This window comes from Halomonas sp. C22, assembly GCF_007655045.1.
Classification (GTDB): Bacteria; Pseudomonadota; Gammaproteobacteria; order Pseudomonadales; family Halomonadaceae; genus Vreelandella; species Vreelandella hamiltonii.
Window position 1 is genome coordinate 226,173 of record NZ_VBVC01000002.1, and the last position, 14,107, is coordinate 240,279.

Annotated in this window: 13 protein-coding genes; 10 read left to right on the top strand and 3 right to left on the bottom strand. The window is 62.1% G+C overall.

All coding sequences use genetic code 11. The features are described from left to right. Window positions 1-3: 3 nt before the first annotated feature. On the bottom strand, window positions 4-756 hold the full coding sequence (locus FEU76_RS04305; protein WP_144980670.1) for a DeoR/GlpR family DNA-binding transcription regulator: 753 nt from the start codon (window positions 754-756) through the stop codon (window positions 4-6). Between the two features lie 158 nt (window positions 757-914). Between FEU76_RS04305 and FEU76_RS04310 the strand changes: the two genes are divergently transcribed. The 6 genes from FEU76_RS04310 (at window position 915) to FEU76_RS04335 (ending at window position 6,625) form a co-directional block, all read left to right on the top strand. After that, window positions 915-1,892, top strand: coding sequence for an ABC transporter substrate-binding protein (locus FEU76_RS04310; RefSeq protein WP_096922042.1), 978 nt, complete (start codon window positions 915-917; stop codon window positions 1,890-1,892). 2 nt (window positions 1,893-1,894) lie between these two features. Then, window positions 1,895-3,595, top strand: coding sequence for an ABC transporter permease (locus FEU76_RS04315; RefSeq protein ID WP_039175324.1), 1,701 nt, complete (start codon window positions 1,895-1,897; stop codon window positions 3,593-3,595). Continuing rightward, the gene (locus FEU76_RS04320; RefSeq protein WP_144980673.1) at window positions 3,583-4,629 is read left to right on the top strand and encodes an ABC transporter ATP-binding protein; all 1,047 of its coding nucleotides are present in this window, start codon (window positions 3,583-3,585) and stop codon (window positions 4,627-4,629) included. Before FEU76_RS04315 ends, FEU76_RS04320 begins: the two co-directional genes overlap by 13 nt. After that, on the top strand, window positions 4,626-5,723 hold the full coding sequence (locus tag FEU76_RS04325; protein WP_144980676.1) for an MBL fold metallo-hydrolase: 1,098 nt from the start codon (window positions 4,626-4,628) through the stop codon (window positions 5,721-5,723). Before FEU76_RS04320 ends, FEU76_RS04325 begins: the two co-directional genes overlap by 4 nt. After that, the gene (locus FEU76_RS04330; RefSeq protein WP_144980679.1) at window positions 5,720-6,166 is read left to right on the top strand and encodes a phosphatase domain-containing protein; all 447 of its coding nucleotides are present in this window, start codon (window positions 5,720-5,722) and stop codon (window positions 6,164-6,166) included. Before FEU76_RS04325 ends, FEU76_RS04330 begins: the two co-directional genes overlap by 4 nt. 75 nt (window positions 6,167-6,241) lie before the next feature. Continuing rightward, window positions 6,242-6,625, top strand: coding sequence for a hypothetical protein (locus FEU76_RS04335; RefSeq protein ID WP_144980682.1), 384 nt, complete (start codon window positions 6,242-6,244; stop codon window positions 6,623-6,625). A 67-nt stretch (window positions 6,626-6,692) separates the two neighbouring features. Here FEU76_RS04335 and FEU76_RS04340 read toward each other — a convergent pair whose 3' ends face one another. Further along, entirely contained in the window at window positions 6,693-8,291 is a 1,599-nt protein-coding gene (locus FEU76_RS04340) for a solute:sodium symporter family transporter (protein ID WP_039175158.1), read from the bottom strand. Window positions 8,292-8,592: 301 nt separating this feature from the next. Here FEU76_RS04340 and FEU76_RS04345 point away from each other — a divergent pair, with 301 nt between their 5' ends. From FEU76_RS04345 to FEU76_RS04355, 3 genes are read left to right on the top strand one after another with little or no spacing between them, the layout of a single operon-like run. Further along, window positions 8,593-9,006 carry a DUF350 domain-containing protein gene (locus FEU76_RS04345; protein WP_016915131.1) on the top strand — a complete coding sequence of 138 codons (414 nt, stop codon included), beginning with the start codon at window positions 8,593-8,595 and terminating at the stop codon, window positions 9,004-9,006. A gap of 10 nt (window positions 9,007-9,016) precedes the next feature. After that, window positions 9,017-9,607: a DUF1190 domain-containing protein gene (locus tag FEU76_RS04350; RefSeq protein ID WP_039175157.1), complete on the top strand. Its 591-nt coding sequence runs from the start codon at window positions 9,017-9,019 to the stop codon at window positions 9,605-9,607. Between the two features lie 18 nt (window positions 9,608-9,625). Next, window positions 9,626-10,792: a glutathionylspermidine synthase family protein gene (locus FEU76_RS04355; RefSeq protein ID WP_144980685.1), complete on the top strand. Its 1,167-nt coding sequence runs from the start codon at window positions 9,626-9,628 to the stop codon at window positions 10,790-10,792. Window positions 10,793-10,819: 27 nt separating this feature from the next. On the opposite strand, the gene FEU76_RS04360 is transcribed toward FEU76_RS04355, so the two are convergent. Then, window positions 10,820-11,767 (bottom strand): hypothetical protein, encoded by a 948-nt coding sequence (locus FEU76_RS04360; protein ID WP_144980688.1) that lies wholly within the window; start codon window positions 11,765-11,767, stop codon window positions 10,820-10,822. Window positions 11,768-12,073: 306 nt separating this feature from the next. Here FEU76_RS04360 and FEU76_RS04365 point away from each other — a divergent pair, with 306 nt between their 5' ends. Beyond that, entirely contained in the window at window positions 12,074-14,104 is a 2,031-nt protein-coding gene (locus FEU76_RS04365) for a methyl-accepting chemotaxis protein (RefSeq protein ID WP_144980691.1), read from the top strand. Window positions 14,105-14,107 lie beyond the last annotated feature (3 nt).

Genomic DNA, 14,107 nt, shown 5'->3' on the forward strand with positions numbered 1-14,107 from the left:
CGCTCAACATAGAAATCTCACCCCCTGGGCCGCCAGGGGGCTTCTGAGCCGGTCGGGCAAGGGGCTGTCGGTGATCACCGCATGATAGTCGGCCAGCGATCCGGCGGCGCAGCGCAGCGGCAGGTCGAACTTGGTCTTGTCCAGTACCAGAATACGGTACGCCGCGTGGGCCAGCAGCGCCTCCCGGGCCATGACTTCGTCATCGTTGTAGTCGTACAGCAGGCCCTGGCTGTCCATCCCGCCCACCGAGACAATGCCCACATCGACCCGATAACGCTGAAAGAAGCGCCAGGCATCACCGCCTATCACGTCCTGGTCGCGGCGGCGCACGCGACCACCCGCCACGATCAGCTCGCACTCCAGGGCACACAGTTTGATCAGCGCATGCAGGTTGTTGGTCATGATCTTCAGGCCCTGCTTGCCGTGCAGCGCATCGGCCAGCTGCTCCACCGTGGTGCCGGTGCCTAAAAACAGCGACTGGTGATCGGTAATCAGCCAGGCTGCCTGACGGGCAATGTGCCGTTTGCCGGCCTGATTGACGATCTGACGCTGGTCATAGCCGACATTCTCCTGGTCAGGAAACGCCATCACCTCACCGTGTCGGCGCAGCAGCAGCCCTTGCTCGGCCAACGAGCGTATGTCGCTGCGCACGGTTTGCACCGAGACACCAAACCGTCGCGCCAATGCCTCCAGGGTCTGCCGCCCCTCGTCCCGCACGCAGGCCAGCACCGCCCGCCGACGTTGATTGACGTCCATGCTTCCTCCCGGTTTTCCCTTCAAGGTTGACGCCAGCAAAACGAAAACCATTTTCTGCTCGGCGAAAGCCATTCGCTTTCAAACGAAAGCGTAGTGTCACGATGTTGTAAGGCGATGACAGTAGTGTGATCACTGTTCACCTACTGGAGGTTTCCCCGATGTTGAAGCGTTCGTTGTGTCGTGCCGTGACCCTTGCAAGCCTTGCCCTGTCCACGCCTCTGTTGGCCAACCAAACGCTGGTGCTCTATACCAGCCAGCCCAACAGCGACGCCCAGCAAACCGTGGATGCCTTCCAGGCGGCCTATCCTGAGATCGAGGTGGAGTGGGTGCGCGACGGCACGACGCGCCTGATGACTCGCCTGCGTTCGGAGCTGGCCGCGGGGGTGAGCAACCCCGACGTGCTGCTGATCGCGGACAGCATGACCATGGAGTCGCTGAAGCAGGAGGGCCATCTGCAACCCTACCTGAGCCCCGAGCGCGACGCCTACGATGAGGCGCTCTACGACGCCGACGGCTACTTCTACGGCACCAAGCTCATTACCACCGGGATCGTTTACAACACGGGTGCCGAGCACCAGCCGCAACGCTGGGCCGACCTGATTGGCCCGGAATACGAAGGTCTGGTCACCATGCCCAGCCCCCTCTACTCCGGCGCAGCGCTGATCCACATGGCCGCCATCGGTGAAACGTCGCTGGGCCTGGAGTATTACGACGCTCTGCACGCCAACCGCACGGAAGCCCAAAGCGGTAACGGTGGCGTCTTCAACGCCGTGGCAGCTGGCACCAAGCCGTACGGCATCGTGGTGGATTTCCTGCCTATCCGTGAAGCGGCCAAGGGTTCCCCCGTGGCGTTCGTCTTCCCTGAGGAAGGTGTCAGCGCCGTGACCGAGCCCGTCGCCATCATGGCGGAAGCCCAACACCCGGATGCTGCCCAGAAGTTCGTCGATTTCGTGCTCTCCCAAGCCGGGCAGGAATTGGTGAGCCAGCAGGGTTACCTGCCCGCGCACCCGGACGTTGCTCCGCCGGAAGGCTTTCCCGAACGCGACTCGATTCAGCTGATGCCGGTCGATATCGAGCAAGCGCTGTCCGAGGAAGAGGCGCTCAAGCAGCGCTTCAATGAGCTGTTTGGCGGTTGATGATGACCCCTTCGCTGAACGTTGGCAGCCAGCATCGCTGGCTGCTTACCCTGCTCACGCTGTTGGTGGTGTTGCTCAGCCTGGCGCCCAGCCTGCGGCTTTTGATGGAAGCCCTCAGCGACCTGGGCCAGGGCAGCAGTGCCCCGCTGTGGAAAGTGCTCAACGCGGCCAGCACCTGGCGGGCCTTGTGGCACAGCCTGTACACCTCGGGCCTGGGCATGCTGATTGCCCTGGTGCTGGGCAGCCTGTTCGCCTTCGTGATCACCCTGACGGACATTCGCGGCAAGGCTTGGCTGGTATTCTGCTTCATGCTGCCCATGATGATCCCGCCCCAGGTCACTGCGCTGAGCTGGCTACAGTTGTTCGGCCCGGCCAGCCCTTTACTGAAAAGCATCGGCATGGCACCGCCGCTGGGCAGCCCCCAGCCGCTCTATTCCGCCGAAGGCATTGCGCTGTTGCTAGGCATTCAAAGTGCACCGCTGGTATTTCTGGCGCTGCGCACTTCACTCATGTCGCTCCCCCGTGAGCTGGTCGAAGCCGCCCGCATCAGCGGCGCCCGCCAGGGTCAGGTCTGGGGGCATATCATTCTGCCCGTGACCCGACACGGCCTGATCGCCGGAGCGGCCATGGCCTTCATCTCCAGCCTGGGCAATTTTGGCATTCCCGCCATGCTGGGCATTCCCGCAGGCTATTACGTGCTGCCCACCTTGATCTACCAGCGCATGGCCAACTTTGGCACCGGCGTGCTGGCAGAAATGGCGGCGCTTTCCCTGTTGATTGGTGTGCTGGCCCTGGCCGGGGTAGCCCTGCAGCAGTACTGGATGAATCGCAGCCGCTTTGGCCTGGGTGGGCACAGCGGCCGCGCCCACGATTTTTCACTGGGGCGCTGGCGTACCGGCGTGACGACACTGCTGGTCATGGTGCTGCTCTTGATCCTGGTGGCACCGCTGCTCGCGCTGGTGGTGAGCTCGCTGGTCCCGGCCATGGGCGTTCCCCTGAGCCTGGATACCATCACCCTCAACGCCTACCACGAGGTCATCGGCCGACAGGGCGCCACCTGGCGGGCCGTGCGCAACAGTGTCTGGCTGGCAGGCGGTGCCGCGCTGGTGCTGATGCTGTGCAGCCTGCCCCTGGCGTACCGTCTTCAGCGCCTGCCGCCTCGGCTACAGCAGCTCACTCTCAGCGTCATCGAGCTGCCCTATGCCCTGCCTGGCGTGGTGCTGGCGATTGCCTGCATTCTGCTGTTCGTGCGGCCGCTGCCACTGATCAATCTGGCGCTGTACGGCACCCTTGGGCTGATTTTCGTGGCCTACCTGGCGCGCTTTCTGGTGGTCTGCCTGAAGCCGGTCAGCGCCAGCCTTGCGCAGCTCGACCCCTCGCTGGAAGAGGCTGCCCAGTTGGCCGGTGCTGGCCCTTGGCGGCGGCTGGCCACCATCGTGATGCCGCTGATCGCGCCCTCCTTGTTTGCCGGTGGGCTGCTGGTATTCCTGCTGGCCGTCAACGAGCTCACCGTGTCGGCGCTGCTCTGGAGCGCAGGCAACGAAACCCTGGGCGTATTGATCTTCAACCTGGACGAAGGGGGCGAAAGCGTGCTGGCGTCGGCGGTGGCCGTGCTGGTCGTGGCCATGGTGGCCACCTTGATGCTGCTGCTGAGCCTGATGGCCCATCGCTTACCCAAAGGAGTCGTGCCATGGCAAGGCTAATGCTCGACCGCGTCACCAAACAGTTTGGCCAACACGCTGCGGTCAATGGCGTCACCCTCGATATCTCTCCCGGCGAATTCGTGGCGCTGCTGGGCCCCAGCGGCTGCGGCAAAACCACCATGCTCCGCATGCTGGCAGGGTTCGAGCAGGTGAGTAGCGGCACCATGACGCTCGGTGAGACGCTGCTGGCCAGCGCCCACCACCATCTGCCCCCCGAGCAGCGCAACATGGCCATGGTGTTTCAGTCCTACGCGCTATGGCCCCATATGAGCGTGGCCGACAACGTGGGCTACCCGCTGAAGCTGCGCCGCATTCAAGGCAGCGACTACCAGCGCCGAGTCGCCCAGGCGCTGGAGCAGGTGGCGTTGACCCCCTATGCCCAGCGCTCGCCCCAGGCCCTCAGCGGCGGCCAGCGCCAGCGGGTGGCATTGGCCCGCTGCCTGGTCACCAACCCCGACGTGGTGCTGCTGGACGAACCGCTCGCCAACCTGGACCGCAACCTGCGGGCCGCCATGGAGCACAGCTTCGTGGATTTCCACCGGCGGACCCAGGCCACCATGGTCTACGTCACCCATGACCAAAGCGAAGCCATGGCCATGGCAGACCGCATTGCCGTCATGCGGGAGGGCGAGCTGGTGCAGTGGGCCACGCCCGAAACGCTCTACCGAGCGCCGCGCAGCGAATGGGTCGCGAGGTTTATCGGCCAGGGTAGCCTGCTTCACATTGCCCGCGGCGCGCCTGGCCAGCGTCTCACCGAAAGCGCTTTGATGAGCGGGCTGGCCGCGCCGCTCACCGCGCGTTCGCAGCCCGTGCTGGTGCGCCCAGAGCACGTGCATCTGGATGCCACGGCCCCCAACCCCCACGACCTGACCGCCCGCGTTGAACGGCTGACGTTCCGCGGTGAGCGCTACGAGCTACACCTGCGCCTGAGCACCGGCGATGCCCTACTGGCGTATCATCCCCACGCCCTTGGCGAAGGCCAGCAGGTCGCGGTGCGCCTGCTGGAAGGCTGGTGCCTGGAGCCCGACCAATGAGCGCCTTGGTGGAGATCCTCAGCGGGCTGGGCGACAAGGGCCCGGCCGCCATCGTGGTCGAGGCCCAAGGCAAGCGCCTGCTGCTGGATGCGGGCGGCGCACTGCATCCCGGTGAGGCGATCACCTGGGCGGCGGGGCTCGCGGTAGACGCCGTGCTGATCAGCCACGATCATATCGATCATATTGGCGGGGTGGCCGAGCTGCCCGAGCAGCTGCCGCTCTACTGCACGCCGCTGGTCGCCAAGGCGCTGCCGCCCCACAGAGCGTGGCAGCCACTGCCTTATCGCGGCCGTCTAGAAGTGGAAGGCATTACCGTCACCACCGGCCAGGCGGGCCACTCGCTGGGAGGTGTCTGGCTGCACCTCGACGTGGCAGGCGGACTTTTCTATAGCGGCGATGCCTGTTTCGAGTCGCGGCTGTTTCCCTTCGATATGCCGCCACCTGCCCGTACGGCGCTGCTGGACGCCTCCTACGGCAGCTACGACCAGCCCCAGGCACACTGCCTCGATACCCTGAGCAGCGCTCTGGACACGCCACTGGTGCTGCCGGTACCGGAAACGGGACGGGCGCTGGAAATGGCGCTATGGTTGGCAGAGGAAGCAGATCGCCGACAGCTCCCCCTGGCCATCGACCCCATCATCGGCGACAACCTTGCCGCTCTGCTGGCGCTGCCACGCGGTTTGCGGCGTGACGGGCTGGACGACGCCATCGGCACCCTGCTCCAGCGGCCCAACGCCAGCCATCCGACACTCTGGCTGGTCAGCGACCGTGACGACCAGCCCGCCGACTGGCCCGACCACCGTCTGCTGCACACCGGCTACCTGACGCCACAGCGCTGTGCGCAGCTGGCCGCCAACGAGGTGCTTTGGCAACGCTGGAACGTCCACCTGCGCGCCTCGCATCTGGTGGCACTGGCCCATCAGCTCCAGGCTGCTCAGGTCGTGCCTCTGTTTACGCGACTGGACGATGAAGCCATTGACCACTGGCGCGAACGTCTGGGCACGCGGCTGACGACCCAGGCACGGCTTGCCCTCAGCAGCCGTTCTCAAGGTTCGGCCGTTTCACTCTTTGCATCTCAGGAATCCATGTCATGACCGCAGTCATCGTTGACGTCGACGGCACGCTTGCCGAATTTCACCCCCAGCAAGTCCACGAGTGGGTGCTGGGCCCCGCCAAACAGTGGGACCCCTTCTTTGCCCATATGGCCCAAGCGCCGGTCATCGAACCCGTGGCCAAACTGGTCAAGCTGCTGAAGGCCCAGGGCCAGCAAATCGTCATTTGCAGCGGCCGCCCGGACAGCCACCGCGAGCATACCCAGGCCTGGCTAGACCGCCATGCCATCCCCTTCGATGCCATGTACCTGCGCCCCGAGGGCGATGACCATGTGGACGATGAAGAGGTAAAAGCCGCGCTACTCGATCAAATGCGCAACGACGGCTTTGCGCCCTGGCTGGTACTGGACGACCGCGACGCCGTGGTCGCTCAGTGGCGCGCCTTGGGGCTTACCTGCCTGCAGTGCGCACCGGGGGATTTTTAGCCTAGCCTGTAGCAGCTCTCAACGAGCTGCTCTAAGCTGACGCATGGTGAGTCTGACCACACAAGGAAGTGACCTATGCCATTACACCGTTTGCTGTTACCTGCCGTGGTGATGCTGCTGGCTGCCTGTAGCGATGACCAAGCCCCCGTGGCCGAGCCCATGTCCCAGGAAACGCTTTATGGCGATTGGGCAGCAGAGCCCGAGTGGTGTCACGCAGGGCAGGAAGGCGCTCCAATCCGCCTGGCAGCTGGCCGCTTCGAAGGGCTGGAAAATCACTGCGAAATGGGGCTAGAAGCGAGCAGCACGCCGAACGCATGGGAGGCGACACTGCACTGCCATGGAGAAGGAATGACCAGCGAAGAACAGCTCCAGCTCACCCTGAACGCTCAGGAGACGCTGACCTTGCGCTATCTGGATCGCGAGACATCACCCATCACGCTATATCGCTGCGACTCTTAAAACCACCGCTGACAAACGCCAACGCCCCGCAAAGCGGGGCGTTGGCGTTACCACACGTGGCCGATGATCAACCGCCTGCAAACGAGGCGTACATGATCACCACCAGCACCACCAGCACGATGCCGGTGGGCACGGCACCTTTCCACGGGGTGAGGTCGACATCGCCCGAGGCTTCCTGGACCCAGTCCGTGGCGCGGGGGCGAAGCTTGCCGATCACCAGCATCACCGCGACCAGCAGCACGAACACCGCGGCGACGAAGTGGAACTCGTGCATGACCAGCGGCAGCTTGTTGAACGGCGGCACGAAATAGCCTGCCGCAATCAGCAAACAGCCACCCACCAAGGCCACCTTTGCGGCCATGGGCGGCACGCGCTTGGTCAACAGCCCCACCAGCACCACGGCCAGAATCGGAATGAAATAGATGGCGTTCATGCGCTGCAGGTAGCCGAACAGGCTATCCTGCCCCGCCAGCAGCGGCGCGATGATCATGGTACTGATGGCCATGATCCAGCCAAACACCTTGCCGGATTTCACCACCTGCTCTTCCGTGGCGTCCTTTTTCAGCACGCCTTTATAGATCCCCAGGCTGAAGATCGTGGTGGTGCTGTTCAGCGCCGAATTGAACGAGGAGAGAATCGCCCCCACCATCACCGCCGCAAAAAAGCCCGTCAGATACGGCGGCAGCACGTTGAATACCAGGTGCCCATAGGCTTCATCGGCGCGCACGCCCTGGTCGGCATACAAGTGGTAGGCAATGATGCCCGGAAGCACCAGATAGAGCGGCCCCAGCAGCTTGAAGAAGCCGGTCAACAGCACCCCTTTTTGGCCTTCCGCCAGATTTTTCGCTGCGAAGGTGCGCTGGATGATTTGCTGGTTGGTGGTCCAGTAGAAAAGGTGCAGCAGCAGTACGCCGGTAAAGATGGTCGAGAACGGCACCTGCTGGTCGGGGCCACCCATGGAGTTGAACTTGCTGGGGTCGCTCTCCTTCAGGATGCTCCAGCCTTCCATGACGCCTGTGCCGCCACTCACCGCCTGAAGGCCGAAGTAAACGATCACGAACCCGCCAATCAGTAGCCCCACGCCGTTGAGGGTATCGGACACCGCCACCGTGCGCAGGCCACCGAACAGCGCATAGACGGCGCCAATCAGGCCCACGACCCAGACGGTTGCCCACAGCAGAGCCGTGCTGGACTCGATGCCGGTCAAGCCCTGCAAGTCCAGCATGCCCTGCAAGCCAATGGCGCCGGAATAGAGAATGATGGGCAGCAGCACCACCGCGTAGGCAATCAGGAAGATGACGTTGGCAATGAGCTGGGTACCGGCATCGAAGCGAATCGCCAGCAGCTGCGGCAGCGTGGCAATCCCGCTTTTCAAGAAGCGCGGCAGGAAAAACAGCGCCAGAGCAACCAGCGCAATCACGGCGATGACTTCCCAGGCCATGACGCTCAGGCCGTCGGTAAACGCCGAGCCGTTCAACCCAACCATCTGCTCGGTAGAGAGGTTGGTCATCAGCATCGATGCGGCAATCAACGGAAACGTCAGGGTGCGCCCCGCCAGAAAATAGCCGTTGGTGCTGCGATGGTCATCGCGGCGTGTAATACGCCAGGTGACGAAGGCCACCAGGCCCGTAAAAAATAGAAACGATGCCAGGGTAAGGGCATGCATGAGGGAGGTCCTTCGAAGCGGTCGCGTCTTGGGCAGTACCCTGTGCGGGCACGAGGCGCAGTCTCTACACGATACGACACGGTGGATGTTGGTAAAAATACCAGGCTTCGCGGGATTCTAAGGAGGTGACACGATTCATCTATTAGTCTTTAGTCTTACTCAAGTGGCGCAAACGCTGTTTATTTACGTCATTCTACGTACTGCCTGCCCCTCGATCGGGAAATCACGTCGCGGGTAACGCAGCCACGCCCAGCTATGTCACAATACCGACCCTCAAGGATCACAAGGGAAGCACATCACCATGTTGCACTACCTGCAGGGATTACCGCACTTCTTTGCCTATCTGCTCAGCGCGCTGGGGATGCTGGTCGCGTTCATGTATTGCTACAGCCGACTCACGCCGCATCACGAATGGACACTGATCCGTGAAGGCAATGCCGCTGCCGCACGGGCCTACGGCGGTTCCATCCTCGGCTTCACGCTGCCGCTCTACAGCGCCATGGCCAACTCCATCAGCTACCTCGATTTCATTCTGTGGGGCATCGTGGCCTTCGGGGTGCAGATCGCCACGTTCTTCGGCTTGAAGCTGATGCTGCGCCGCCAGGGCGAGAGCCTTTCCCAGCACATTACCGAGGGGCACCAGGCTTATGGCACGCTGGTGGGCAGCGTTTCCATCGCGGTCGGCCTCATCAACGCCGCTTCCATGACCTGGTAAGGAGTTCGACATGGCAGATCAACATCTTCCTCGCCGCAAGCGCAGTGCACGGCTGTCGCTGGCCATGATGGGTACCGGCGCCTTTGGCCTGACCGCCTGTACCGAACCCGCCCAGGACGAACACATTACCGACGTGAATTTTGACGAACCGCGCAGCTTCCAGAGCGTCGAAGACTGTGTGGCCGCCAATATCTATACCCGCAGCGCCTGTGAGGAAGCCCATACGGCGGCGCTGGAGTCGGTACCGCGCTTCAATACGCTGGAAGCCTGCGAGGCCGAGCACGGCGAAGGCGCCTGTGCCGCGCCCAATGAAGAGCAGGCTCAGGCCAGTGGCGGTGGTAGCTGGTTCATGCCCGCCATGATGGGCTACATGATGGGGAGCATGCTGTCGAACACCAACCGTGGGCGTTCCTTCGAGCGGGTTTACCAGGAGCCGGTCTATCGCAACCGTGACAACCAGGGCAACTGGAATGCCGCCGCCAGCCAGGCGACCCAGCGGGTCAATCAACGCAACGACGCCATGCGCAACTCGGTGGTCCAAAGCCGTCAAACCACCACGCGCCGTGGCCTGGGCACGCGCTCTGCCTCCTGGGGCTCCTGACCCACACCCGGAGCCCTCATGCTAAGGATCACCGTTCCTGAACGACCCCAGTGGCAAGCCCTGGCACAGCAGCTGGGCTTCCACTTTCACACCATCGACGGCGAGCCCTACTGGAAAGAGAGCGCTTACTACCAGTTCACTCTGGAGCAGGTCGAGCGCGACATAGAAACACCCACCGAAACGCTGCACGAGATGTGCATGGCGCTGGTCGACCGCGTATGCCGCTCGGAAGCCCTGCTGCAGCGGCTGGCGATCCCCGCACATATGTGGGAGACCATCCATCGCTCCTGGACCTCCGGCCAACCGCCGCTGTATGGGCGCATGGATTTTGCCTACTCAGGGGACGGCCCGGCCAAACTGCTGGAGCTGAATTACGATACGCCCACCTCGCTTTACGAGGCGGGGTTCTTCCAATGGGTATGGCTGGAACAGGCCATTGCCCAGGGCATCCTGCCTCGCCATGCCGACCAGTACAACTCCATCCAGGAGCGCCTGCTGAACGCCCTGGCACACCTGGGCGACCGGCTCCCCGACCGCACGCTGCATTTCTCTTGTGTGAAAGGCAGCGACGAGGAGCGGGCTACCGTCCGCTACCTGCAGGACATCGCGCTGCAAGCGGGGCTTCACGCGCCGTTCGTCTACATCGAGGATATTGGCGTGACGCCGGGGCAGTCCCACTTCGTGGACCTGGAAGACCAGCCGATGGCGGCGATTTTCAAGCTGTACCCGTGGGAAGAAATGGCGGTGGAAACGTTCAGCCAGCAGATCACCCAGCTGGACACCCACTGGTTCGAGCCGCCCTGGAAGGCGATTCTGTCCAACAAAGGTATCCTGCCGCTGCTGTGGGAACAGTTCGAAGGCCACCCCAATCTGCTGCCCGCCTATTTCGAGCCAACCGAGCACGCCTCGCCTGCGCCGGGCTGGGTTCGCAAACCGTTTTTCTCTCGGGAAGGCAGCAACGTCAGCCTGACCACCCCGGATGGAGTGTCGGAAAACGTCGGTGGGCCTTACACCGATAGCCCGTGGATTCGTCAGGCGTACCATCCGCTCCCCAGGTTTGGGGAGCGGCATGCCTTGGTCGGCAGCTGGGTGGTGGGCGACCGCGCCTGTGGTATCGGCATTCGCGAAGACGTGGGCAGAATTACCAAGGACACGTCCTGCTTTGTACCTCACGCGATCGTGTAAGCGTGCGTTTGTGAGCGCACGTCGCGCTCAGGCGGCGCTGCTGCCTTGGTGATGCTCGGCTGCAGGCTGCCACGCGGGCGCCACTCGAAGAGCTGCGCGATCCACACGGACCGTTTCGACCCAGGCATTCTCTTGCGGGCGAAAGTGGCGCGCCCCGACCCAACGCAGCGGCTGCGCCAGTTTCACTTCTTCGGGTACGCCGCCCTTGATCAGCTTGAGCAGAAAATTGTCGCTTTCGGTGGGGTGCCAATGCGGCATCAGCTCGAACGGCGCATTCTGGGAACGGCGTGCTGCCAGCACACCCAGCCCCGGCTGGCAGTGCAGCTCGATGATGTGAGCCACGCCTTTGGCCAACAGCGCGCGATAGGTTTTCTTGTCCAATGGTGCGGTCGATACGGCAGTAATGCTCATGGGCAACGAAGGGAGGCGCTGGGCCAGCTGGCGCCAGCGGTCTTCGCTGGTCACCATGATATCACCTGCCTTGAGCTCCCACAGAGCGTTGGCATGGTCGAACAGCGAACGAGGCTGCCACCCTGCCTGCTGAGGCAACAAAGCACCCAGCACGAACCCTGGCGCCGTTTGCTTGGAAAGCCAGCTCACCAGCGAGCGCTGAGGTTGGATGTCGACGGTCAGCAGCGTTTGCAGCGCGATGGCTTCCTGCTGCAAGAACGCAGCTTCGTAACGATGCTGACGCTGCAGCTGATGGCTGAACGCACCACCAATAGCGGTATCGAAAAGCTGGAGATGAGAAAAATCACCCTGTTCACTCAGCGCCGTGGCCCACTCTTCAAGCGTGATGCAAGTAGGTGACAGCAGCTCTCCATCAGAGAGACCAAAAAAACGCGTAACAGCCTGTACCAAACTGTCACGCTCAGCAGTGCCTGCCGATGGCAGCATCTCTGAGTGCGTGATGCCGTGGCGAGACATGATGCCCTGAAGCACCGCGAGCACGGTTGAAGAGGTGAGTGACAACATGATGCTTCCTTAGCAATTTGTCGTATCCATTTCGTTAACAGGCTACCTGCATGTATCACTTTTGTCAAAAAAAAACACTTGCTACTTATACAAAAAATAATCTTTGTATAGAAAAAACGCCATCTGGGGCAGGTAAGCTACATCGAACCGTTGGTCAGGCTTCTCAGCGCTGCGCAAATATCACAAAAAGCTCTATTAATCGTTGCTATCATGCTGATGAGCGACGTACGCGTCGTGCGATATTCATACCATAGACGATTTATCCTCATCATGAGGCCTTTGGGTTCACCTGGAGCAAGCCTGCCCATGACTGCGCGCTGGAAATCCTTGCCGTTACGGCTTCGACTGTTTGTCTCGTTCGGAACGGTGCTGGCACTGTCCATGCTGCTTGCCCTGTACCTGCAGGCTCGCACCCATAGCGAAGCGCGGTTAGAGCACTTGCTCGATAGCGAACTGCCCGCCCAGGTCGAAGGCTTGGCCACTCGCATCACCTTGGGCTTGAGCCCAGCCCTTGCCGTTTCGGAAAGCCTGGCCAATAGCTATTTTATCGAGCAGTGGATGACAGAGGGCTTGCCCGTCGAACAGCAGATCGAAGTCGAGCGTTATCTTTCACGCTTGATGGGGCAACTGGACACCGAACTGCTCTTCATCGCAGCGCAGACACCCAACCGGCAGGTCTACTTTCAGTATCGTGATGGCACTTTCCAGCAGCGCCCGCTGCAAGGCCCTGACAGCAGTGACGCCTGGTACCACGAGTTCACTCAGAGCGGTGCCGATTACAACCTCAATCTCGACAGCGACACGTTCAATCCGGACGATGCGTTTGTCTTCTTGAACTTCCGCAGCCAAGCCAATGCAGCCAACGGCCTGCCGGTGATCGTGGCCGGAGCGGGGCTCAACCTTGCTCGCATGGCCAAGTTCATCGACGACTACCGCCTGGGTGAAACCGGCCGCGCGGCCATTCTCAGCGCGGAAGGCGATTTTCTGATGAGCAGCGAGGAGGCCACGATTTCGGCGCTTCGCGAGCAGGAATCGGCAGGTTTGCTGCACACCGACAGCGAACTCAGAGTGCATGAAATCGAACGCGATGGGCGCGCCTTTTTTGTGGTGACCCGCTGGCTTCCCGAGGTGCAGCGCTACTTGATGGTCGAAGTCGCCAAGGACGAGTACACCACTACCGTCAGGGAGCGTTTCTTCAACTCCATCAAGCTGGGCCTGTTGATTCTACTGGCGGGACTGGTGCTGCTTTACCCCCTGACCGGTAGCCTGATTCGGCCATTGACCCGTTTTCAGCGTCAGCTCAAGGAGATCACCCACAGCCTGGATCTCTCCAAGCGGGTAGAAACCGATGACCGTGCCGAGCTTGGCGACCTGGCCGCTCAGACCAACGAACTGTTTGCCAGGCTATCCCGCGCGATTCAAGCCGTGTCGAACAATGCCCTTGCCTTGACCCAGGTCGCAGACCGTTTGGCCCAAACCGCCGGGCTTTCTGGCGTTCAGGGGGGCGATATACGCCATGAGGCCAATCAGACCATGGCGGCCGCCGTGGAGGAAATGGCGTCGTCCGTGGCCGAAATCACGTCGACCATGGAGGAGCTGTCGACTTCCTCGACCCAGATCGCCGACCATTCGCAGTCGGTGGTGGACGTGGCCAACCAGACGCTGGAGCGCAGCCGCAAAGGCAGCACGGCCATGCAACTCCTGCAGGCGCGCATGTACGATATCCGCAGCGATAGCGAGCAGAGCTTGGCAGAAATCATGGCGTTGGGCGCCAAATCGAAGCAGATCAGCAAGGTCATGGAGCTGATCAACACGCTGGCCGCGCAAACCAAGCTGATCGCGTTCAATGCGGCCCTGGAAGCCTCCAGCGCAGGGGAGTCTGGCCGCCGGTTTTCCGTGGTTGCCAACGAGATACGCCGTCTGGCCGATAGCGTCACCGACTCCACCCATGAAATAGAAGGCCACACCGACGACATTCAGCAGGCCATCAACCGGCTGGTGGTCGCCTCGGAGAAAGGGGCCACGTCTATCGAACAGGGTGTCGAAGCCAGCCAGAGTACCGCTCAGGACCTCGAAGCCCTGCTCAAGGCAGCCAGCCAGACCAGCAGTGCCGCCCAGCAGATCTCGCTGTCGACACAGCAACAGAAAACCGCCAGCAATCAGGTGGTCATTGCCCTGCGCGATATCGATACCGCCAGCGCACGCAATGCGCAGTCCGTGCGCAGCATCACCGAGATCAGCCAGGACATGATTCAGATGTCCGCCGAGCTGAACAGTCTGGTGCAGGAGTTCACGCTGGCAGCGCAACCCGACAGCCGCCGCCAGACGCAACCATGATCA

Excerpts from the sequence above, each read along its gene's own strand:
- FEU76_RS04345 (WP_016915131.1), top strand. The coding sequence starts at position 8,593 with ATGTTGCACTACCTGCAGGGATTACCGCACTTCTTTGCCTATCTGCTC.
- FEU76_RS04320 (WP_144980673.1), top strand. The coding sequence starts at position 3,583 with ATGGCAAGGCTAATGCTCGACCGCGTCACCAAACAGTTTGGCCAACAC.
- FEU76_RS04355 (WP_144980685.1), top strand. The coding sequence starts at position 9,626 with ATGCTAAGGATCACCGTTCCTGAACGACCCCAGTGGCAAGCCCTGGCA.
- FEU76_RS04335 (WP_144980682.1), top strand. The coding sequence starts at position 6,242 with ATGCCATTACACCGTTTGCTGTTACCTGCCGTGGTGATGCTGCTGGCT.
- FEU76_RS04360 (WP_144980688.1), bottom strand. The coding sequence starts at position 11,767 with ATGTTGTCACTCACCTCTTCAACCGTGCTCGCGGTGCTTCAGGGCATC.
- FEU76_RS04365 (WP_144980691.1), top strand. The coding sequence starts at position 12,074 with ATGACTGCGCGCTGGAAATCCTTGCCGTTACGGCTTCGACTGTTTGTC.
- FEU76_RS04350 (WP_039175157.1), top strand. The coding sequence starts at position 9,017 with ATGGCAGATCAACATCTTCCTCGCCGCAAGCGCAGTGCACGGCTGTCG.
- FEU76_RS04315 (WP_039175324.1), top strand. The coding sequence starts at position 1,895 with ATGACCCCTTCGCTGAACGTTGGCAGCCAGCATCGCTGGCTGCTTACC.
- FEU76_RS04305 (WP_144980670.1), bottom strand. The coding sequence starts at position 756 with ATGGACGTCAATCAACGTCGGCGGGCGGTGCTGGCCTGCGTGCGGGAC.
- FEU76_RS04310 (WP_096922042.1), top strand. The coding sequence starts at position 915 with ATGTTGAAGCGTTCGTTGTGTCGTGCCGTGACCCTTGCAAGCCTTGCC.
- FEU76_RS04330 (WP_144980679.1), top strand. The coding sequence starts at position 5,720 with ATGACCGCAGTCATCGTTGACGTCGACGGCACGCTTGCCGAATTTCAC.
- FEU76_RS04340 (WP_039175158.1), bottom strand. The coding sequence starts at position 8,291 with ATGCATGCCCTTACCCTGGCATCGTTTCTATTTTTTACGGGCCTGGTG.
- FEU76_RS04325 (WP_144980676.1), top strand. The coding sequence starts at position 4,626 with ATGAGCGCCTTGGTGGAGATCCTCAGCGGGCTGGGCGACAAGGGCCCG.